The following is a 21,667-nucleotide window of genomic DNA, read 5'->3' as shown; positions in this document are numbered from 1 at the left end:
GCACCCCCTTGTCCGCAACCGCAGCACGCATCACCGCCGTCGACACCTACGACGTCCGCTTCCCGACCTCGCGGGAGCTGGACGGGTCCGACGCGATGAACCCCGACCCCGACTACTCCGCCGCCTACGTCGTCCTGCGGACCTCCCAGGACGGACGCGAGCGCGGTCACGAGGGCCACGGCTTCACCTTCACCATCGGGCGCGGCAACGACGTCCAGGTCGCCGCCATCGACGCGCTGCGCGACCACGTCGTCGGACGTACGGTCGCCGAGCTGTGCGCCGACCCCGGCTCGCTGTACCGTGACCTGATCGGCGACAGCCAACTGCGCTGGCTGGGCCCGGAGAAGGGCGTGATGCACATGGCCGTCGGCGCCGTCGTCAACGCCGTCTGGGACCTCGCCGCCAAGCAGGAGGGCAAGCCGCTGTGGCAGCTGCTCGCCGACGCCGACCCCGCCTGGCTCGTCTCCCAGATCGACTTCCGCTACATCGCCGACGCGCTGACGCCCGACGAAGCCCTCGACCTGCTGACCAAGGGCAAGCAGGGCGCCACCGGGCGCGCCGCCGAACTCCTGCGCCGGGGCTACCCCGCCTACACCACCTCCCCCGGCTGGCTCGGCTACTCCGACGAGAAGCTCACCCGCCTCGCCCGCGAGGCCGTCGCCGACGGCTTCACCCAGATCAAGCTCAAGGTCGGCGCCGACCTCGCCGACGACATCCGCCGCTGCCGGGCCGCCCGCGCAGCCGTCGGGCCCGACATCCGGATGGCCATCGACGCCAACCAGCGCTGGAACGTCGCCGAGGCCGTCGAATGGACCACGGCGCTCTCGGAGTTCGACCCGTACTGGATCGAGGAACCCACCAGCCCCGACGACGTGCTCGGACACGCCACGATCCGGCGCGGGGTCAGCCCCGTGAAGGTCGCCACCGGCGAACACGTCCAGAACCGCATCGTCTTCAAGCAGCTGCTCCAGGCCGACGCCATCGACATCCTCCAGCTCGACTCCGCCCGGGTCGCCGGCGTCAACGAGAACCTCGCCATCCTGCTGCTCGCCGCCAAGTTCGGCGTCCCGGTCTGCCCGCACGCCGGCGGCGTGGGCCTGTGCGAACTCGTCCAGCACCTGTCCATGTTCGACTACGTCGCCCTCACCGGCACCACCGAGGACCGCGTCATCGAGTTCGTCGACCACCTCCACGAGCACTTCCTCGACCCGGTGGTGATCACCGACGGCCACTACCGTGCCCCCACCGCGCCCGGCTTCTCCGCCGCCATGCACCAGAGCACCATCGACACCTACATCTACCCCGACGGAACGTTCTGGGCGGCCGACCTGGCCGGCTCCGGCACGGAGGAGGACGCATGACGACCGACCTCGACGGGCTCACCGCCCTGGTCACCGGCGGCGCCTCCGGAATCGGGCTCGCCACCGCCCAGTTGCTCAGCGAGCGCGGAGCGGAGGTCGCCGTCCTCGACCTCGACCCCAAGGGCGCACACGCGCCGCTGCACGGCTTCGCCGCCGACGTCGCCGACGACCTGTCCGTCCGCGCGGCCGTTCAGAGGGCGGCCGAGGCGCTCGGCGGGATCGACATCCTCGTCAACAACGCCGGTATCGGGGCCGCCGGGACGGTCGAGGACAACCCGGACGAGCAGTGGCACCGCGTCCTGGACGTCAACGTCCTCGGCATCGTCCGCACCACCCGCGCCGCCCTCCCGTACCTGCGGCGCTCCGCCCACGCCTCGGTGGTCAACACCTGCTCCATCGCCGCCACCGCCGGCCTGCCGCAGCGCGCGCTCTACTCCGCCAGCAAGGGCGCCGTCCTCTCCCTCACCCTGGCCATGGCCGCCGACCACGTCCGCGAGGGCATCCGCGTCAACTGCGTCAACCCCGGCACCGTGGACACCCCCTGGGTCGGACGGCTGCTCGACGCCGCCGACGACCCGGCCGCCGAGCGCGCCGCGCTCAACGCCCGCCAGCCCACCGGCCGCCTGGTCGCCGCCGCGGAGGTCGCCGCCGCCATCGCCTACCTGGCCTCCCCCGCAGCCGGCAGCACCACCGGCACCGCCCTGGCGGTCGACGGCGGCATGGCGGGGCTGCGCCTGCGACCGGAGCCGACGCCATGACCCTGCGCCGGAACAGGCTCGGACGCGGCCCGCTCCGGGTCAGCGAGTTCGCCTTCGGCGCGGCGGGCATCGGCAACCTGTTCACCCCGTTGAGCGACGAGCAGGCCGCCGAGGCCCTCGACGCGGCCTGGGACTGCGGTGTGCGGTACTTCGACACCGCCCCGCACTACGGCCTGGGCCTGTCCGAGCGCCGGCTCGGACAGGCCCTGCGCCATCGCCCCAGGGACGAGTACGTCCTGTCCACCAAGGTCGGCCGCCTCCTCGACCCCGTCCCCACCTTCGGGGACGACCTCGCCGACGACCTCGCCGACGACCTCGCCGACGGCTTCGCCGTCCCCGCCACCCACCGGCGCCGCTGGGACTTCAGCGCCGAAGGCGTGCGCCGCTCGATCGAGGACAGCCTTGGGCGGCTGGGCCTGGACCGCATCGACATCGCCTACCTCCACGATCCCGACGACCACGCGGAGCAGGCCCTCGAGGAGGCGTACCCCGAGCTGGAACGCCTGCGGGCGGAGGGGGTCGTCGGGGCGATCGGCATCGGCATGAACCAGGCCGAGCTGCCCGCCCGCTTCGTCCGCGACACCGACCTCGACGCCGTCCTGCTGGCGGGCCGCTACAGCCTGCTCGACCAGCGCGGGCTCGCCGAACTGCTGCCGCTGGCCGAGGAACGCAAGGTCGCCGTCGTGGTCGGCGGGGTCTTCAACTCCGGTCTGCTCGCCGACCCGCGCCCCGGCGCCACCTTCGACTACGCCGCCGCGCCCGAGGAACTGCTCACCCGCGCCCTGGACCTCAAGGCCGTCTGCGAGGAGCACGGGGTGCCGCTGCGCGCCGCCGCCCTGCGCTTCCCGTTCGGGCACCCCGCCGTGGCGAGCGTGCTGGTCGGCACCCGCAGCGCCGCCGAGGTCCGGGACGCCGCCGCCATGCTCGACCACCGCGTCCCGGACGCCCTCTGGGCCGACCTCAAGGAGCAGGGGCTGATCCCCCTCGAGGTCCCGACCCCCTGGGAGGCGAGCTGATGCGCGTCGCCCTGTTCATCACCTGCATGGCCGACACCATGTTCCCCGACACCGGCCGCGCCGTGGTGACCGTCCTCGAACGGCTCGGCCACACCGTGGAGTTCCCCCAGGAGCAGACCTGCTGCGGGCAGATGCACTTCAACACCGGCTACCGCCCGGACGCCATGCCCCTGGTCGCCCGCTTCGCCCGGACCTTCGCCGGCTACGACGCCGTCGTCACCCCGTCCGCCTCCTGCGCCGGCATGATCCGGGAGAACCACCCGGTGCTCGCCGAGCAGTACGGCCACGGGGTCCTCCAACGGCAGGTCGCGGAACTGACCCCCAAGGTGCACGAGTTCACCGAGTTCCTCACCGACGTCCTCGGCCTCGAGGACGTCGGCGCCCGCTTCCCGCACCGCGTCACCTACCACCCCACCTGCCACTCGCTGCGCGGACTGCGCCTCGGCGACCGGCCGCAGCGGCTGCTGCGCGCCGTCGAGGGCCTCGACCTGGTCGACCTCCCGGCCGCCGACTCCTGCTGCGGCTTCGGCGGCACCTTCGCCCTCAAGAACGCCGCGACCTCCGGCGCGATGCTCGCCGACAAGGCCACAGACGTCCTGGAGACCGGCGCCGAAGTCCTGTGCGCGGCCGACAACTCCTGCCTGATGCACATCGGCGGCGGACTCTCCCGCCAAGGCAGTACGGTGCGCACCATGCACCTGGCCGAGATCCTCGCCAGCACCGAAGGAGCTCCGCGATGAGCAACCCGACCGACCGGGGCGTCGTGTGGCTCGGCTCCCCCGCCTTTCCCGACGCGGCCCGCAGCGCACTCGGGAACACCCAGCTGCGCGCCAACCTGAAGCGGGCCACCGGCACCATCCGCGACAAGCGCCTCGCCGTCGCCTCGGAGCTGGACGACTGGGAGGAGCTGCGCACCGCCGCCGAAGCGGTCAAGCGCCGGACCTCGCGTCATCTCGACTGGTACCTGCTGCAGTTGGAGAGCTCCGTCACGGCGGCGGGCGGCACCGTGCACTGGGCCTCCGACGCCGCCGAGGCCAACCGGATCGTCACCGCGCTGGTGCGGGCCACCGGGGAGAAGGAGGTCGTGAAGGTCAAGTCCATGGCCACCCAGGAGATCGGCCTCAACGAGCACCTGGCCGAAGCCGGGATCACCGCCTACGAGACCGATCTCGCCGAACTGATCGTGCAGTTGGGCGACGACCGGCCCTCCCATATCCTCGTGCCCGCGATCCACAAGAACCGCAGCGAGATCCGCGACCTGTTCGCCGCCGAGATGGGCAACTGGGGCCTCCCCGCACCCGACGGCCTCACCGACGACCCCAAGGCGCTCGCCGAAGCGGCCCGCCGCCACCTGCGCGACAAGTTCCTCAGCGCGAAGGTCGCCGTCTCCGGCGCCAACTTCGCCGTCGCCGACACCGGCACGGTCATGGTGGTCGAGTCCGAGGGCAACGGCCGGATGTGCCTGACCCTGCCCGAGACCCTCATCACCGTCATGGGCATCGAGAAGGTCGTCCCCACCTGGGACGACCTGGAGGTGTTCCTCCAGCTGCTCCCCCGCTCCTCCACCGGCGAGCGGATGAACCCCTACACGTCCACCTGGACCGGGGTGACCGAGGGCGACGGGCCGCAGGAGTTCCACCTCGTCCTGCTCGACAACGGCCGCGCCGACACCCTCGCCGACACCCTCGGCCGCCAGGCCCTCGCCTGCATCCGCTGCTCCGCCTGCCTCAACGTCTGCCCCGTCTTCGAGCGCACCGGCGGCCACGCCTACGGCTCCGTCTACCCCGGGCCCATCGGCGCCGTCCTCACCCCGCAACTGGTCGGCGTCGAGAAGGCGGCCTCGCTGCCCTTCGCCTCCACCCTGTGCGGGGCCTGCTACGACGCCTGCCCGGTGAAGATCAACATCCCTGAGCTGCTGGCCCACCTGCGGGCCGAAGCCGTCGAGGCCAAACGGGCCGGACGACACCTGCCCACCGTCGAGGCTCTGGCGATGAAGGCCGCCACCACCGTCCTCGACTCCCCCGCGCTGTTCACCGCCGCCCAGAAGGCCGGCTCGCTCGGCGGGCGCGCGCTCGCCCGGCGCGGCCGCATCCGCCGACTGCCCGGCCCGCTGAGCGGCTGGTCCGACACCCGCGACACCCCCGCGCCGCCCGCCGAGTCCTTCCGCACCTGGTGGCGCAAGAACAGGGAAGGTGACCGATGAGCAGCCGCGCCGCCGTCCTCGCCCGCATCCGCGCCGCCCTCGCCGACGTCCCGGCCGACGAGCTCCCGAACGACGTGCCCGTCCCACGGAACTACCGTCGCAGCCACGTCGAGCCCGGTCAGGACGCCGTGGCCCTGTTCGCCGAGCGGGTCGCCGACTACCGCGCCACCGTCACCCGGACCGACCCCGCCGGGCTGCCCGCCGCCATCGCCGCCGCCCTCACCGCACGCGGGGCCACGCGGCTCGCGCTGCCCGACGGCTTCCCCCTCGAGATGCTGCCGACCGGCGGCTGGGAGTGGCACCCGGAACCGCTCGACGTCCCCGACCTCGACGCACTGGACGGCGCGATCACCCTGGCCTCCGTCGGCATCGCCGTCACCGGCACCATCGTCCTGGACACCGGCCCGGGCCAGGGCCGCCGGGCCCTCAGCCTCGTCCCCGACTACCACCTGTGCGTCGTCCGCGCCGAGCAGATCGCCGAGGACGTCCCCGACGCCCTCGCGCGCCTCGACCCCACCCTCCCCCTGACGTTCGTCTCGGGACCGTCCGCCACCAGCGACATCGAACTCGACCGGGTCGAGGGAGTCCACGGCCCCCGCACCCTCGACGTCATCGTCGTCGACCTCCCCACGCCGGAGCAGCCATGAGGATCGCCCTGCACACCCGCGTCCGCGAGGACCGGATCGAGGAGTACGAGGCCGCGCACCGCGAGGTGCCCGCCGAACTCACCGACGCCATCAAGGCCGCAGGCGTACGCGAGTGGACGATCTGGCGCAGCGGCTCCGAGCTGTTCCACGTCCTGGAGTGCGAGGACTACGCCCGCCTGCTCGCCGAGCTGGAGAACCTGCCGGTCAACATCGCCTGGCAAGCGCGCATGGCCGAGCTCCTCGACGTCGTCCACGACTACTCGGCCGCCGGTGGCGCGGCCGGGCTGCCGGTGGTGTGGGAGCTGTGACGCCCCCGCGGATCATCGACGCGCACCACCACGTCTGGGACCTGGCGGCGCGCCCGCAGCCCTGGATCACCGGCGGGGCCCTCGCTCCGCTGGCCCGTTCCTTCACCGCGGACGAGCTCACCGCCGAGGCCCGCGCGGCCGGCGTGGTCGGCACCGTCGTCGTCCAGACCATCTGTGTCCCCGAGGAGACCCCCGAGCTGCTGGCCCTCGCCGCAGGCAGCACCCTGGTCGCCGGGGTCGTCGGCTGGACCGACCTCACCGCCCCGAACGTCGCCGACGCCATCCTCGAGCTGCGTGAACTCCCGGGCGGCGACAGGCTCGTGGGCATCCGCCATCAGGTCCAGGAGGAGCCCGACCCGCACTGGCTGCTGCGCCCGGACGTGCGCCGCGGCCTGCTCGCCGTCGCCGCCGCCGGGCTCGCCTACGACCTCGTGCTCAAACCGCACCAGTTGCAGGCCGCCACGCTCGCCGCCGCCGGCCTGACCGGTCTGACGTTCGTCCTCGACCATCTCGGCAAACCTCCGATCGCCACCGGCGAGGTCGCCCCCTGGGCCGAGGACCTGCACCGCCTCGCCGCCCTGCCGAACACCGTCTGCAAGCTCTCCGGCCTGGTCACCGAGGCGGCCCCTGGGCGCTGGCGGACCGAGGACCTGAAGCCGTACGCCGATGCCGCCCTGGACGCCTTCGGCCCGCAGCGGCTCCTCTTCGGCTCGGACTGGCCGGTGTGCACCCTGGAGGCCGGCTACCAGGAGGTCCTGCGGATCGCCGACAGCCTCACGGACGGGCTGACCGCCGCCGAGAAGTCGGCGGTGTTCCACGACAACGCGGTCCGCGTCTACGCCCTCTGAGCAGCCACCGACCCGCCCCGTCGAACGGGGCGGGTCTATTCTTTAGACATCGGACCATTCTGGAGGGGCGAAGAAGTGCCAGTCACCGACGAGGCGATCGAGAAGATCAAGGCCATGATCGTCAGCGGAGAGCTGAGCCCGGGATCGAGGCTCCCGAAGGAGGCCGACCTCGCCGACCGGCTCGGGCTCTCCCGCAACTCCCTCCGGGAGGCTGTCAAGGCGCTCTCCCTCATCCGGGTCCTCGACGTCCGCCAGGGCGACGGCACGTACGTCACGAGCCTGGCCCCCGATCTGCTCCTCGACGCCCTGGGATTCGTCGTCGACTTCCACCAGGACGACACGGTGCTGGACTTCCTGGAGGTCCGCCGCATCCTGGAGCCGGCGGCCGCGGCGATGGCCGCGCGCGCGATGTCGGACGAGGACATCGCCGAACTCGGCGCCGTACTGGCGGGCCTGAGCGACGACCCCTCGCTCGACGAGCTGATCGAGAACGACCTGGAGTTCCACCGCAGGCTCGCGGCCGGCTCGGGGAACGCGGTGCTCGGCTCGCTGGTCGACGGCCTGTCCGGGCCGACCGCGCGGGCCCGGATCTGGCGGGGCCTGACGGAGGAGGGCGCTGTCGAACGCACCCGCCAGCAGCACCAGGCGATCGTCGACGCCATCGCGGCACGTCGCCCCGACCTCGCACAGGCGTGGACGACGGTCCACATCGGCGGCGTCGAGCAGTGGCTGCGCGGCACCCTGGGCGCGGCGGGCTCGGCCCTCGGCTGATCCGCGGCCCCGCCCCGCACATGAGGCGCACGAATACGGCGTCACCTCACCGTCGGTGCCACCACCGCCGCGGTGGCACCGACGGAGCTGAGGTGCGCCGTCCGTCGAGCGTCCAGGAGCTCCAGAGGGTCCAGGAGCTCCAGAGGGTCTAGGAGACCCTGAACCCGTCGACGATCATGTACTGGCCGGTCTTCATCACCCCGGTGATCGTGTGCTCGCCCGGGGCCAGGCCGCTCGTGGAGTAGACGGTCTGCTGGTACTTGCGGCTGTCGCTGTAGGCGTCGACGGTCTTCTGGACGACGCCGTCGATCGAGATCTCGATCTGGCCCTCGTCGGTGTTGGTCTCGGTGATGAACTCGACACCGGTGCCGTTGAAGGTGTAGCTGAAGGAGTGACCGATCGTGGTGGTGGCCCAGATGTCGTCCATCAGGGAGTTGGCTCCGCCGATGGCCGCGTAGTGCCAGCTCCAGCCGGCACCGGAGTAGGTCACCCCGGCGGTGTCGTTGTAGGTCTGGGCGGTGACCGGCTTGGTCACCGTCACAGCGGTTCCGCCCTGCTGGCCGCGCCACACGTCGAGGGCGGCCGTGCTCCCGGGGGCGACCTTGTTGTAGACCGTCCAGAAGCTGTTGCGGTCGGTGACCGTGATGTCGTTGATCCTGCGGACCACGTCGTTGGCGCGCAGGCCCTGGGTGTAGGCGGGCGAGTCGGTGGGCACGGCGGTCAGGAGGAAGCCGTTCTGGTCCGGGAGGCCGGTGGCGGACTGGTCCGCGTTGCCGCCGATGTCCTTGGCGGTGGCGCCCAGGAACAGCTCCTTCTGGTCCTTGATGCTCGGCACGACGGGCGAGGTGGGCAAGGTGACGGCGGGCGGGGTGGCCTCGCCGGCGTTGCCGGTGCCGAACCGGTCCATCGGGAAGTTGGTGAAGCCGAGCGCCAGTGCCGGCGATCCGGCGGCGACGGTGTAGTCCTTCATCGCGGGGTCGGTCCAGGGCGAGCCTTGCGCGAAGAGCGGGTCGGCGGTCCTGGAGTTCTTGTCCAGGCCGTTGGACTCCCAGGTACCGCCGAGGCCGCTGACCGGCTGGCCGTTGTTCCAGAACAGGTTGTTGTCGGCGGTGTACTTCGCAGTGGCCGGGTCGCTCTGGTAGTTGTCGTACGCCTTGCCGGAGAGGGTGATGTTGTTCTTGATCGTGTCACCGACGTTGCGGTGGGTGATCTGCTCGTAGATGGTGCCGTTGACCAGGATGTTGTTGGTGACGGTGCGGTTGAAGCCGTCCCGGAGCTTGATGCCGGCGTTCAGCAGCAGGTTGTTCTTGAGGACGTAGTTGGTGGAGCCGTCGTCGAGGTCGACGGCCCACTCGCTGTTGTGCCAGATCCTGTTGTTGCTGATGGTGATCGGCTCGACGACGTCGAGCTGGGAGATCTTCTTCTGGTACGCGTCGGAGTCGGCGTCCGGATTGAGGTTGGGGCCGGCGACGGGCCAGAAGCGGTCGCGGCCCCAGGCGTTGATCGGCCCGTGGTCCGAGGTCTCCTTCACGCAGTCGAAGATGTCGTTGTACTCGATGAGGTGGCCGCCCCAGGTGCCGTCGTTGACGTTCACGCCCGAGCGCGGGCTGCCGTGGACCGTGTTGTGGGAGACGGTGACCCGGCTGCTCATGGAGATGTTGACGCCGGCGCTCTGCTTCTCGAAGCGGCCCATGTCGGCCATGCTGTTGTAGCTGACCGTGATGTCGCGCGGGTAGTCCTCGCTCTTGGGGCCAGGGGTGGAGTCGGTGGGCGGGTTGACCATCGACGCCCAGGTGGAGGGATCGCGTACGGCACTGCGGGAGCCCACGACCTGCACGTCGCTGGCGCCCGAGCCGGTGAACCGGTTGCGGGTGACCACGTCGCCCTTGTTGTATCCGTCGATGACGACGCCGTTGCCACCGACCTCCTGGAAGGCGGAGTTGGAGACGGTGATCCGCTCGGCGTTCTTGGCGTGGACCGCTCCGGCCCGGGCGATCGCCCAGTCGCCCAACTGCAGGCCCTCGTAGGGCGTGTTGAAGAGCGTGCGATGGGTCCCGGTGTAGGTGAAGCCGTCGAAGGCGAGGTCGTGGACCGGCTGGGAAGCCGACGCGCCCTCGATCCGCACCAGCTCGTTGAGTTCGGCGGTCTCGACCACGGCGGTGTTCAGATCGGTGTCGGCCGGCGGCTGGAAGTACAGCTTCCCGGCCGCCTTGTCGTAGAACCACTCGCCCGGGGCGTCGAGCTCCTCGAAGACGTTCTCCGCCACGACCGTGCTGTCGTCCTTGCCGCTGCCGCGGTTGTTGTCGCCCACCCACTCCAGTTGGAGCCCGGAGGAGGTGCGGCCGGTGATCCGGAAGTCGTTGCCTCCCCAGTGCCCGTTGTGCAGTGCGCGGACGAAGCCCGTGGCGGGGTTCTTCCAGTTCTGTGCGCGGCTGTTGAGCGTGGACATGCTGGTGGTGCCGTTGAGGAATTCCGCGTCGGCTTCGAAGTTCGGGTAACGGGCGAGGATCTGCTTCTTCCCGTTCACGAACAGCCCGTCCATGTCCAGGCCGGTGCCGACGTCGGCGACCTTGATGTCGCCCGAGTACGTCGACCAGCCCGACCGCACCGCGCGGCCACCGCTGAGGACGACCTTCTCGCCCGGGTAGGCGGAGTAGGTGACCGGGGCCGACGCGCTCCCGGAGTCGGCGGCCGAGAACGACAGGGTGGCCGCCAGGTAGTAGGTGCCGCCGCGGACCCAGATGTGGACGGCGCTGCCGGCCGCACTCGCCTCCCTGGCCGCGGTCTGGGCCCGGACGGGGGTCAGGAATGCCTGCGCCTCCGACGTGCCCTCGTTGTCGTCGTCACCGTCGGTCGCGACGTAGAGGTTCACCGCGGCGGGGTCGGAGGGCGTCACGGCCGCCGCCGGCGTGGACAGGGCCGGGGTGAGGGCGACCGCGATGAGGGCGGTCGAGGCGGCCAGGGCGAGCATGCGTCGGGACGGCCGTCTCGGGCGGCCGGACCGGTGGGGGTGGGAGTTCGGCATGTTGCGGCTCCTTGCGCTGGACGGTTGCCAGGTGCCGGGGGGTGACACCTGCCGCCGCACCTGAGGGAGACATCCGATGTGTGGCCGGATGTGGCGCGTGGGTGAATCCTGGGCGCGAAGGGTCCTGAACGTCAAGATGCTGGTGGGGAAAGGTTAGATCCGGTGGCCATGCCTCCGAGGAGGCACGGCTTCCGGGACGGCGCGTCGGCAACGTCATCCGATGTATCGCCTGGCGCGAAAGCCTGCGGGGGCGAGCACCAGGCTCAGCTCAGGTCGAAGATCCCGAAGCCGAAACCGTCGACCTGCAGTCGGGGGCCGTCGATCGTCGTGCCGACGTTCTCCACCGACCGGGCGCGACCGAGCCGCGCGTCGTCGACCACGATCTCGGCCGCGTCCCGCCGCGGGTTCACGGCCACGAGGTAGCGGTCACCACGGAGGTAGGTGAACGGATAGCCGGTGGAGAGGACCCGGAGTTCCGAGCTCGGATCGAACGCCGTTTCCGACTTCCGCAGCTTGATCAGCCGCTGCACGAGACACAGCAGCGAGTCCGGATCGTCCTGCTGCGCTTCCACCGTCGGGCGCTTCGGGTCCTTGTCGATCGGCAGGTAGAGCTTGTCGGCGGGGGCTTTGGAGAATCCCGCGTTGGCCGTGGAGTCCCACTGCATCGGCGTGCGATTGCGCTGTCGGTCCCCGTCGGGATCACCGTCGTCGCTGCCCTCCTTGTTCGGCAGACCCTTGATCATCTTCATGCCGATCTCCTCGCCGTTGTAGATCATCGGCAGGGTGGGCCAGGTCAGCTGGAGGACCAGGCCCGACTTCAAGGAGGCGGTGCCACGATTACCGTCGTTCAGGCGGTTGGCGTCGTCGAAGTTGCCCGTGGGCAGGGCGATGTACCCCCCGCGCTGGCGGATGTCCCCGCTCCACTGCGTCCAGGTGTCCACGAAGATCTTGGCCGACCCACTGCCGGAGTCGCTGAAGTACGGGTCCTTGCCGCTGAGGAAGAGCGAATTCCATGCTCCGCCCTTGGTGGGGTCCGGGGAGGTGGAACCAAGGTTGTGGAGGAAGAAGTCCGCGTGGAAGCCGGCATCGATCGACTGCTTGGCGTACCCCCATTCGGAGATCAGCATGGCCTCCGGGTAGTTGGCGTCGAGCCACTTCCGGTTTGCTCGCCAGATCTTCGAGGTCTCCGCGTAGCCGGGGTCATCCTTGACGAGGGAGAACGCCATGTCGCAGCGGAAGCCGGAAACCCCGAGGTCCAGCCAGTGCTTCATGATCTCCTGCAGTGCGGCACGGTTCGCCATCGGGCCTTCGGCGTCGACGGTCTGGCGCCACGGCTCCTCGGGGTCCATCCGCGCGAAGCCGTAGTTCAGCGCGGGCTGGCTCTCGTAGTAGTTGTGCAGGAATGCGCCGCGCTTCGATCCCTCCCGCAGGACGTAGTTTCCGGGCAGGTCGTCGGCGTCCGCGTGGTCCGGGCCGGTCCAGATGTAACGGCCGTCCTTCAGGTCGGTCTCCGAGGCGGTGAACCAGGGGTGCTGGTCCGAGGTGTGGCCGGCGACCAAGTCCAGCAGGATCCGGATCCCCTTCTCCCGCGCGGTTTTCACCAAGGTCTCGAAGTCCTTCAGCGTGCCGTAACGCGACGCCACGGCCTTGTAGTCGGACACGTCGTAACCGGCGTCCTTGAAGGGCGAGGGATAGATCGGGGGGATCCAGATCAGGTTGACACCCAGCCACTTCAGGTAGTCCAGGCGACCGATGATGCCCTTGATGTCCCCGATGCCGTCGCCGTCGGAGTCGGCGAAGGTCTGCGGGTAGAGGAGGTACATCACCGACTTCTCCAGCCAGGCCGGACCACCCTGCGGTGCGGCGTGGGCGATCCCGCTGAACGTGCTGTTGGCAAGTGCGGAACCGAGGATGACAGCTCCGGATCCGACGAGGAAATTGCGTCGGGACACCATGATGTCCGCCTCCAATCGACGGTTGAACTGACTGTGGGGGATCAGGCCGGCGGCCGCCGCTTCCGGTGGGGTCCGCTGTCGCACTCCGGGCAGCGTGGGCCTGCGGCCGGTGCCAGGCCAGTGATTCGGCTGCGGCAACCGCGCGGCCGATGACGCGGATTGTGACAGGGCGATCCTTAGGTTTTGATGAGCGGGCCGCACTCGGACCGGCCTCCCTCAGGACGGAAGAGGCACGGCTTCAGCCCTTGGACGAGCCCGAGTTGGCGCCGCGGACGAAGTGGCGCTGGAAGCAGAAGAACAGCACCGCCACCGGCACCGTGGAGATCAGCGCGGCCGCGAGCTTGAGCGGGTACTGCGTTCCGGAGCCGAGGCCACCGGAGACGAAGTGCGCGAGGCCCGTGGTGAGGGTGTCGTGCTCACTGGACTGGGTGGAGACCAGGAAGTGGGTGAACTCGTTCCAGGAGCCCTGGAAGGAGAGCACGGTGAGCGTGATCAGCGCGGGCCTGGACATCGGCAGGACCACGGACCAGAAGATCCGGAACGTCCCGGCGCCGTCGATCCGCGCCGCCTCCTCGATCTCACGCGGCACCGACTCGAAGAACTGCTTCATGATGAAGATCCCGGCGGCGTCCACCAGCAGCGGCAGGATCATCCCGCCGTAGGTGTCGAACATGCCGAAGCTCTTCAGCACCAGGAACTTCGGGATGAGCAGCACGACGCCCGGGACGGCCATCACCGTCAGCACGAAGACGAACAGCAGCCGCCGTCCGGGGAAGCGGAGCCGGGCGAGCGCGTAGCCCGCCATCGAGTCGAACAGCACTCGGCCGGCCGTCACCAGGACGGTGACCAGGACGCTGTTGCCCAGCCAGCGCAGGAACGGGACGTTCTCGACCCCGTCCGCGAGGCCGACGAGCCGCCGGTACGAGGCCAGCGTGCCGCCCTGCGGCAGCAGCGTCATCGGGTGGGCCGCCGCGTCGGGATCGGTCTTGAAGCTGTTCGCCAGCTGCAGCAGGAACGGCAGCAGGTAGAGCAGGGCGAACCCGGCCACGGCCGCGTAGCCGAGGTACCGCAGGGGCGCGGGGAAGCGGCCGAGGACCGCCCGCTCCCGGGCGGGCTTGTCAGCGCGGGGCACGACGGGCTCCCTTCGGGCTGCCGAAGCTCCGGGGGCTGCGGGATCGCCGTTTCGGCCGGCCGTCCCGCTCGCGCAGGACCCACCGCTGCAGGGCGGTCAGCAGCAGGATCAGGCCGAGCAGGACGAACGCGATGGCGGCGCCCTGCCCGTAGTCGGCGTTGTCGAAGCCGGCCGAGTAGGACAGGTAGGCGGGTGTGAGGGTGGTGTTGCCGGGCGCGCCCTTGCCCATCACGTAGACCTGGTCGAACACCTGCCAGGTGGAGATCAGTCCGAGCGTGAGGACCAGGAAGAGCACGGGCCGCAGCGCGGGAAGCGTGACGTGGCGCAGCAGTTGGCGGCGGTTGGCGCCGTCGAGCGCGGCGGCCTCCTCGAGTTCGCGCGGGATGTCCTGGAGGGCGGCGAGGAAGATCAGCATGAAGGTGCCGGAGGTGGTCCACACGGCCATCAGGATCAGGGTGAACATCGCGACCGAGGGCCCGGCGAACCACTCGGACCAGGACAGTCCGAGCGGGCCTCCCCCGCCCGGCGCGGGCTGGTGGACGCCGAGCGGGCCGAGGACCAGCCAGACCACGCCGCGTGGGTCGGCGAACCAGTTGGGCCCTTGGACGCCGAACCAGCCGAGCATCCGGTTGACGGCTCCGCTGCCCTGGAAGAGGAACAGGAAGACCGTCGAGACGGCGATCGTGCTGGTGACGGACGGGAAGTAGAAGACGGTGCGCAGGGCTCCCCGGCCGCGCAGCATCCGCTGGTTGACCAGGAGGGCGAGCAGGAGTGCCAGCACCGTCTGCAGCGGCACGGTCAGCAGGACGTAGTAGAACGTGTTGCGCAGCGAGGTGGCGAAGAGGGTGCGGTCCAGGCCGTCGTCGGCGAAGAGGCGGCGGTAGTTGTCCAGGCCGACGAAGTCGGCGCTGCCGCTGAACGGGCTGGACTGGCCGTTCCAGTGCAGCAGGCTGACCCACAGGGCCATGCCGATCGGCAGGACCAGGAAGAGGCCGAGGACCAGGACCATGGGGCCGGCGAACAGCCAGCCCCACGCTCCTTCGCGCAGGTGGCGGCGCTTCGTGCGAGTGGTGCTGTCACTTGGCATTCTTGAGGGCCTGCTCGCCGTTGCGCTGGAGGTTGCCGAGGACGGTCGCCGGGTCGCCCGTCCGCAGCGACTGCAGGTCGGTGTTGAACTGGGTGAGCACCTTGGTGAACCCGGCGACGGTGACCGGCGACTGGGCGTGGGCGACGCCGTCGACCCATGCCTTGGACTCGGGGTACTTCGCAGCGTAGGCGGCCAGCGCGCTGGTGCGCGAGGGCATGACCCCGAACGCCTTGGCGAACTCCAGCTGCTGGTCGGCGGAGGTGAGGTGCTTGACGAGGTCGACGCCGGCCGCCTGGTGGGTGCTCTTCGCGGCGATGCCCCAGCAGTTGCTGAAGGCCAGGGTGCCCTGGCCGGCCGGGCCGGCGGGCAGCGGGAGCACCTTGTACGGGACGTTCGGGTAGTCCTTGGCCATGGCGCCCTTGAGCCAGTTGCCCTCGATGGTCATCGCGGCCTTGCCCTTGCCGAGCGCCTCGCCGCCCCAGCCGGCGTCGACCTCGGAGACGTACTTGGCGCTGCCGGCCTTCAGCAGGGACTGCACGTACTCCAGAGCCTGCTTGTCGGCCGGGCTGTCGGCGGTCATCGCGCTCTGCTCGGGGTTGGTGATCCAGCCGCCGGCCTGCTTCATGAACACGCCGAGCCGCTGGTACTCGGGGGTCGTCACCAGGCCGGTCACGCCGTCCTTGGTGAGCTTGGCGGCGACGTCGGCCAGTTGCTGCCAGGTGGTCGGGTAGTCGGCTTCGGTGAGCCCGGCTCTCTGCCAGAGCGTGGTGTTGACCGCCAGGCCGAGGGTGGAGCTGTCCTTGGGCAGGCAGGTCAGCTTGCCGTCGCGGCTGAACGCCTTGCGCAGCTGCTCCGAGAAGTCGGAGGCGTCGGGGATCTGGTCGCCGTACGGGTAGAGCGAGCCGCCCTTGGCGTAGTTCGCGAACTGGTCGGAGTTGACGTAGAAGAGGTCCGGCGGGTTGCCGCCGGCGAACGCCTGGCCGAGCTGCTGGTTGATGTCGCTGGCGATCTGCACGGTGACGGTGTTGCCGGTCTTCTGGGCCCAGCCGGCGGCGGACGCCTTGACCGCTGCGGTCTCGGCCTCGCCGGAGGTGGCGATCAGCACCGTGAGGCTCTGCTTTCCGCCGGAGGACTGCTTGGCCGAGCTGTCGCCGAAGCCGCCCGAGGAGGAGCAGCCGGTGACGGCGCCGAGGGCGAGCGCCGCGCAGACGGCGGCCGCGGAGAGGGTACGGGAAGTGGCCATGCTGGGTCTCCTTGCGGGGGTGGGTGGGGGTCCGGGGAGGGAGTCATGGGGCTCGGGCGGCCGCCCGGTGGTCAGAGGCTCTCGCGCAGGACCAGTTCCGGGGCGAGCAACACGTGCTGGGCGGGGCGGCGTCCGCCGTTCAGCCGGTCGAGCAGGAGCCGCATGCACGCGCGGCCCACCGCGTCGATCGGCTGGGCGAGGCTGGAGAGCGCGGGAAACACCAGGGGGGCGATCGGCGAGTCGTCGAAGCCGATGACGGCCGCGTCCGGGCCGGGGGTGCGGCCGGCGGCGCGCAGGGCCCGGTACCAGCCGAGGGCCAGGGTGTCGCTCACGGCCACGGCGGCGGTCGCACCGGCGGCGAGCAGTTTCTCGGCGGCCTCGGCGGCCTCGGCCGGGTCGTTCACGCTCTCGGTCCGGCGGCCGCGGGTGGGCAGGCCCAGCTCACGCATGGCGCTCTGCCAGCCGCGGGCGCGGTCGTCGCCGGCGCCGGAGCCCTTGGGCCAGCCGAGGAAGCCGATCTTGCGGTGGCCGAGCGCGGCCAGGTGCCGGACGGCGGCCGAGGTCCCTGCGGCGCCGTCGACGTCGACCCAGTCCCCCACGTCCCTGCCGGACCAGGTGCGGCCGAAGGCGACGAAGGGGACGCCGTGCTCGTGCAGCCATGCCTGGCGGCGATCGCCGCGCTCGGTGCCGCTGAGGACGAAGCCGTCCGCGCCGTGCTCGTCCAACAACCGTTGGTAGCCGGTGAGTTCGCTGTCCCCGGGGGTGACGGCGAACACCACCACGCGGTAGCCGGCCCCGTCGGCGGCCTCGGCGAGTGAGTGCAGGAACTGGTCGAGGACCGGGGTCGCGGCTCCGGTGCCGCCGGCCCGGACGCCGTAGCCGATCAGCTTGCTCGCCCTGGACTTGAGCGCCTGCGCGGCGCGGTGCGGCCGGTAGCCGAGCTCGTCGATCACGCGCCGGACCCGCTCCAGCGTCTCCGGGCGCAGCAGTTCGGGCGCGTTGATCGCGTTGGATACCGTCTGGCGGCCGACACCGGCCCGCGCGGCGACCATCTCCAGGGTCACGGCGGTGCCCGTCTTCGGCTTGGGCGATGGGTTCGCATGCATGACGGCGATCCTAGGGCTCGGTCTCGATCGACGAGAAGGAGTTGGAGCGTTCCAAGTGGGGGTTCCATCTCCCCCATCAGCGGGGTTAATGTCTTGGAACGCTCCAATGACGGAAAGGTTGCGCCCCTTTGGAAGCAACTGTCAAGCCCCGGAACGAGGATGTGGAGACCATGTCAGCGATCGAGCTGCAGCCCTTCCTGCACGACGCCCGCCTCTCCGTGGCGGCCCCGAGCTTCTGCGCCTCGCGCCCCGACGGCCGGATCGCCGGGGGCGCCGAGGGCTTCTACCACGGGGACCGCCGGTTCCTCTCCCGCCTGGAGGCCGACGTCGCCGGGATCTCCGGCGCACCGGTCGTCGGCGCACCGGTCGCCGCCTCGCACGGTGAGGACGGGCAGCTCTCCTTCGTCACCGTGCTGCGCGGCCTCGCCGAACGCACCGCCGACCCGGCCACCACCCTGGAACGCCGCCGCGACCTGCACCCCGGTCGCCTGGTCGAACGCCTCACCGTGCGCAACGCGGGAGACCTCACCGCCCGGCTGCGCCTGGACATCCGCGCGGAGAGCGACTTCGCCACCATGGACACCGTCAAGGCGGGCCGCACCGGCGTCCCGCTGGCGCCCACGGCCCTCGGCGGCGACGCCCTGCGCTGGAGCAGCGGCCCGCTCACCGCCGTCCTCACCGCCACCCCGGCGCCGGACCGGCTCGACGCCGCCACCGGAACCCTCGGCTTCGTGATCGAACTGGCCCCCGGCGAAAGCTGGCAGGCCGTCCTGGAATGCACCGCCGAACACCGCGACGGCGACCTCTTCCCCGCACCGCCCGCCGACACCGCCCCCTGGACCACGCCCGCGGTGATCGGCAGGGAGCACGACCTCGCGCACTGGATCGCCCGCTCCCACAGCGACCTGCGCGGCCTGCTGCTCACCGACCCGCTGCACCCCGGCGACACCTTCCTCGGCGCCGGGGCACCCTGGTTCCTCACCCTGTTCGGCCGGGACTCGCTCTGGGCGGCCCGGATGATGCTCCCGCTCGGCACCGACCTCGCCGCCGGCACCCTGCGCACCCTCGCCCGCCGTCAGGGCCGCACCGTCGACCCGGCCACCGAGGAGCAGCCCGGCAAGATCCTGCACGAGGTCCGGCGCGACGAGCAGCACCTGGACACCGGCTCCCGGCTGCCGCCCTGCTACTTCGGCACCGCCGACGCCACCCCGCTCTGGCTCGTCCTGCTGCACGACGCCTGGCGCTGGGGCATGCCCGAGCACGAGGTCGAGGAGCTGCTGCCGCACGCCGAGGCCGCCCTCGACTGGCTGGGGACGTACGCCGACGCGGACGGCGACGGCTTCCTGGAGTACGCGGACAGCACCGGCCGGGGCCTGTCCAACCAGGGCTGGAAGGACTCCTCCGACAGCATCCGCTTCCGTGACGGCCGGATCGCCGACGCCCCGATCGCGCTCAGCGAGGTCCAGGCGTACGCCCACGAGGCGGCGCTCGCGGCGGCCGCGCTGCTGGACGCCTTCGGCCGCCCGGGCGCCGAGCGGTGGCGCCAGTGGGCGCAGCGGCTGCGCGAGCGCTTCCGCGCCCGGTTCTGGGCCGAGGACGAGCACGGCCGCTACCCCGTGGTCGCGCTCGACCGGCACAAGCGCCCGGTCGACTCGGTCGCCTCCAACATGGGCCACCTGCTCGGCACTGGGCTGCTCTCCACCGAGGAAGCGGCCCTGGTGGCGCGGCGGCTCACCGCCCCGGGCATGGACAGCGGCTTCGGCCTGCGCAGCCTGGACGCCGGCGCGGCCGGCTTCAACCCGCTGGGCTACCACACGGGTTCGGTCTGGCCGCACGACAGCGCCGTCGCCGTACACGGCCTGGCCCGCGCCGGGCTGCACGAGGCCGCCGCGCCGCTGGCCACCGGACTGGTACGGGCGGCGGCGGCGTTCGACCACCGGCTTCCCGAGCTGTTCGCCGGCTACCCGCGCGCCCGGTACGCCCGCCCCGTCCCGTACCCGGCCTCCTGCCGGCCGCAGGCGTGGGCCGCCGCGTCCGCCGTGCTGGTCCTGCAGTCGCTGCTCGGCCTCCAGGCCGACGCGCCCAACCGGCGGCTGTGGATCCGCAGCCGGGTCCCGGCCGGCTACGAGTCCCTGCGGATCACCGGCCTGACGGTGGCGGGGCTGCCGATCGAGGTGACGACCGACCACAGCGGGGCGGTCGACCTGCGCGCGCCCCGCGGGTTCACGGTCACGGTGGAGCACTGACCCGCCCGGGGAGCGCCGCCCGGCGCTCCCCGGCGCTCCCCGGCGGCGACGGCCATCACCGGGCCCGGAGCGAACTTCACGGCGACCGGTCTGGGCAAACCCGCGGGTCGTAATGTAATTTAACTATTACTTCCCGGCGGAACAGCCGTCGGCCTGGGGAAGTCATCAGCCGGTCACCGCTTGGACGTTGAGCGGCTCACCGGGCTGCGCCCGTCGCACCGCGCATCCCTGCCGACGGAGGCGTGCTCTTTGTGTGACTTCGGCAGTCGCCGCCCGTCTCCCCGTGCAGAGGCCCTCGAAATCCCGCATGTCTGGAGTCTGACGGATGGTGACGGATGTCGACACGACCCTGGTGACGGCAGCCCGGGACGGCGACAGAGCGGCCCTCGACGAGGTCGTCGCCGCCTACCTCCCGCTCGTGTACAACATCGTCGGACGGGCCCTGGCCCGGGACGCCGAGGTCGACGACACCGTGCAGGACGTCATGCTCCACGTCGTCCGCGGCCTGCCCGGCCTGCGCGATCCGGAAGCCTTCCGGTCCTGGCTGGTGGCGATCACGATGAACCAGGTCCGCAGCCACCACCGGCCCCGGCAGGCCGACCCGCACCCCCAGGATGTCTTCGACACCCTCCCCGATCCCCAAGCCGACTTCGCCGAACTGTCGGTGTGGAAACTGCGGCTGACCGGCCAGCGGCAGGAGACCGCCCGGGCCGCCGCCTGGCTGGACGACGACCACCGGGACCTGCTGTCGCTCTGGTGGCTGGTCGAGTCGGGCCAGTTGAGCCGGGCCGACCTCATCGCCGCGACGGGTGCGAACGCGCACGCGGTCACCGTGCGGATCGGCCGGATGAAGAAGCAGCTCGACACGGCGCGCGGCATCGTCCGCGCGCTGGCCGCCACCCCGCGCTGCCCGGACCTCACGGCCCTCACGGCCGACTGGCCCGGCGTTCCCGGACCGCTCTGGCGCAAGCGCATCGCCCGCCACACCCAGGACTGCCGCCGCTGCCGGGACGCCGGAAGCGACCTGGTGCCCGTCGAGGGCCTCCTGGCCGGGCTGGCGCTGGTCCCCCTGCCCGTCGGCCTTGTCGGCAAGGTCACGTCGAACCTGCCCGGCGTGCCCGCCGGACCGGCGCAGGCGCACGGCCGGGCCTCCCACCGCAAGCCGAAGTCCCGGCAGGACCACTGGAAGACGAAGGTCGCCGCGGCCGTCGTGGCCGTGACGGCGATCGGCGGCACGGCGGCCGTCCTCGAACCGGAGACCGGGAACCCGACGCCGCGATCCGCGCCTCTCCCGTCCGCGTCGGCGCCGGACTCCCCCGCCGCCACCCCCCGGCCGACCGGCGCGGCCTCCGCCCCGGTGACCGCCGACCCGATCCCCCGGCACGCCTCCCCCTCACCCACCGGGCCGGCCCCCGTTCCCTCCTCCGTGACGTCGCCGTCGGCATCGCGGGGGACACCTTCCCCGGCGGCGTCCGCCACCCCGTCGGCCGCTCCGTCAACGGCCACCCCCTCGGCGGCGACGTCCACGACCGGCTCCGCCGGAGCGGCCGAACCCGAGGAACAGGTACTCGTGGCCATCAACCGGGCACGCGCCGAGCAGAATCTGCCGGCACTGCAGCGCACCACCGCGCTGAACCGGAGCGCCAACGGACACAGCCAGGCGATGCTGTCCGGCTGCGGACTGAACCACACCTGCCCGGGCGAGCCGAACCTCGGCGCCCGAGGACCGGCCACCGCCGAGAACATCGGCAACGGCGGACCGGTGGCCAACACACCGGGAGCGATCGGCGGGATGGCCGTCGGCCTGACGAACGCCATGCTTGCCGAGACCGCACCCGAGGACGGCCACCGCCGCAACATCCTCGGCTGCTCGTACCGCCACGTGGGCATCTCGATCGTCCGGGACGGCTCCGGAAGGATCTGGATGACCCAGGACTTCTCGGGCTGACGCAGACGCGACC

17 protein-coding genes are annotated in these 21,667 nt (G+C 71.4%); 11 read left to right on the top strand and 6 right to left on the bottom strand.

The window, feature by feature from the left end; translation table 11 throughout:
- The first annotated feature begins 8 nt into the window (after positions 1-8).
- The 9 genes from IH61_RS0106240 (at position 9) to IH61_RS0106200 (ending at position 7,912) form a co-directional block, all read left to right on the top strand.
- Entirely contained in the window at positions 9-1,361 is a 1,353-nt protein-coding gene (locus IH61_RS0106240; protein WP_031066150.1) for an L-fuconate dehydratase, read from the top strand.
- Positions 1,358-2,119, top strand: coding sequence for an SDR family NAD(P)-dependent oxidoreductase (locus IH61_RS0106235; protein ID WP_031066147.1), 762 nt, complete (start codon positions 1,358-1,360; stop codon positions 2,117-2,119). Before IH61_RS0106240 ends, IH61_RS0106235 begins: the two co-directional genes overlap by 4 nt.
- Entirely contained in the window at positions 2,116-3,135 is a 1,020-nt protein-coding gene (locus tag IH61_RS0106230; protein WP_031066145.1) for an aldo/keto reductase, read from the top strand. The genes IH61_RS0106235 and IH61_RS0106230 overlap by 4 nt, the downstream gene beginning before the upstream one ends.
- Complete coding sequence (locus tag IH61_RS0106225) at positions 3,135-3,875, top strand: (Fe-S)-binding protein (RefSeq protein ID WP_031066142.1); 741 nt, start codon at positions 3,135-3,137, stop codon at positions 3,873-3,875. Before IH61_RS0106230 ends, IH61_RS0106225 begins: the two co-directional genes overlap by 1 nt.
- Positions 3,872-5,338: a LutB/LldF family L-lactate oxidation iron-sulfur protein gene (locus IH61_RS0106220; protein ID WP_031066138.1), complete on the top strand. Its 1,467-nt coding sequence runs from the start codon at positions 3,872-3,874 to the stop codon at positions 5,336-5,338. The genes IH61_RS0106225 and IH61_RS0106220 overlap by 4 nt, the downstream gene beginning before the upstream one ends.
- The gene (locus tag IH61_RS0106215) at positions 5,335-5,985 is read left to right on the top strand and encodes a LutC/YkgG family protein (protein WP_031066135.1); all 651 of its coding nucleotides are present in this window, start codon (positions 5,335-5,337) and stop codon (positions 5,983-5,985) included. The genes IH61_RS0106220 and IH61_RS0106215 overlap by 4 nt, the downstream gene beginning before the upstream one ends.
- Complete coding sequence (locus IH61_RS0106210; protein ID WP_031066132.1) at positions 5,982-6,293, top strand: L-rhamnose mutarotase; 312 nt, start codon at positions 5,982-5,984, stop codon at positions 6,291-6,293. The genes IH61_RS0106215 and IH61_RS0106210 overlap by 4 nt, the downstream gene beginning before the upstream one ends.
- Positions 6,290-7,141, top strand: coding sequence for an amidohydrolase family protein (locus tag IH61_RS0106205; protein ID WP_031066129.1), 852 nt, complete (start codon positions 6,290-6,292; stop codon positions 7,139-7,141). The genes IH61_RS0106210 and IH61_RS0106205 overlap by 4 nt, the downstream gene beginning before the upstream one ends.
- Positions 7,142-7,216: 75 nt before the next feature.
- The gene (locus IH61_RS0106200; protein ID WP_031066127.1) at positions 7,217-7,912 is read left to right on the top strand and encodes a FadR/GntR family transcriptional regulator; all 696 of its coding nucleotides are present in this window, start codon (positions 7,217-7,219) and stop codon (positions 7,910-7,912) included.
- Between the two features lie 148 nt (positions 7,913-8,060).
- On the opposite strand, the gene IH61_RS0106195 is transcribed toward IH61_RS0106200, so the two are convergent.
- From IH61_RS0106195 to IH61_RS0106170, 6 genes are all read right to left on the bottom strand, one after another.
- On the bottom strand, positions 8,061-10,937 hold the full coding sequence (locus IH61_RS0106195; protein WP_158844690.1) for a right-handed parallel beta-helix repeat-containing protein: 2,877 nt from the start codon (positions 10,935-10,937) through the stop codon (positions 8,061-8,063).
- A 263-nt stretch (positions 10,938-11,200) separates the two neighbouring features.
- Positions 11,201-12,976, bottom strand: coding sequence for an alpha-amylase family glycosyl hydrolase (locus tag IH61_RS0106190; RefSeq protein WP_234327054.1), 1,776 nt, complete (start codon positions 12,974-12,976; stop codon positions 11,201-11,203).
- A 154-nt stretch (positions 12,977-13,130) separates the two neighbouring features.
- Positions 13,131-14,024, bottom strand: a complete 894-nt coding sequence (locus IH61_RS0106185) for a carbohydrate ABC transporter permease (protein WP_031066119.1) — start codon at positions 14,022-14,024, stop codon at positions 13,131-13,133.
- Positions 14,011-15,111, bottom strand: coding sequence for a carbohydrate ABC transporter permease (locus IH61_RS0106180; RefSeq protein ID WP_234327053.1), 1,101 nt, complete (start codon positions 15,109-15,111; stop codon positions 14,011-14,013). Before IH61_RS0106180 ends, IH61_RS0106185 begins: the two co-directional genes overlap by 14 nt.
- Positions 15,101-16,354 carry a sugar ABC transporter substrate-binding protein gene (locus tag IH61_RS0106175; RefSeq protein ID WP_031066113.1) on the bottom strand — a complete coding sequence of 418 codons (1,254 nt, stop codon included), beginning with the start codon at positions 16,352-16,354 and terminating at the stop codon, positions 15,101-15,103. The genes IH61_RS0106180 and IH61_RS0106175 overlap by 11 nt, the downstream gene beginning before the upstream one ends.
- A 71-nt stretch (positions 16,355-16,425) precedes the next feature.
- A complete protein-coding gene (locus IH61_RS0106170) occupies positions 16,426-17,460 on the bottom strand; it encodes a LacI family DNA-binding transcriptional regulator (protein ID WP_031066112.1) in 1,035 nt (344 codons plus the stop codon).
- Between the two features lie 170 nt (positions 17,461-17,630).
- Between IH61_RS0106170 and IH61_RS0106165 the strand changes: the two genes are divergently transcribed.
- Both IH61_RS0106165 and IH61_RS49490 read left to right on the top strand, forming a co-directional pair.
- Positions 17,631-19,706 (top strand): glycogen debranching N-terminal domain-containing protein, encoded by a 2,076-nt coding sequence (locus tag IH61_RS0106165; RefSeq protein WP_107057059.1) that lies wholly within the window; start codon positions 17,631-17,633, stop codon positions 19,704-19,706.
- 325 nt (positions 19,707-20,031) lie between these two features.
- The gene (locus IH61_RS49490; protein WP_031066108.1) at positions 20,032-21,654 is read left to right on the top strand and encodes a sigma-70 family RNA polymerase sigma factor; all 1,623 of its coding nucleotides are present in this window, start codon (positions 20,032-20,034) and stop codon (positions 21,652-21,654) included.
- The last annotated feature ends 13 nt before the right edge of the window (positions 21,655-21,667 follow it).

The sequence above is a fragment of the Streptomyces sp. NRRL WC-3742 genome, assembly GCF_000720635.1.
Lineage (GTDB): Bacteria > Actinomycetota > Actinomycetes > Streptomycetales > Streptomycetaceae > Kitasatospora.
This window is presented reverse-complemented; position numbering and strand designations above follow the sequence as displayed.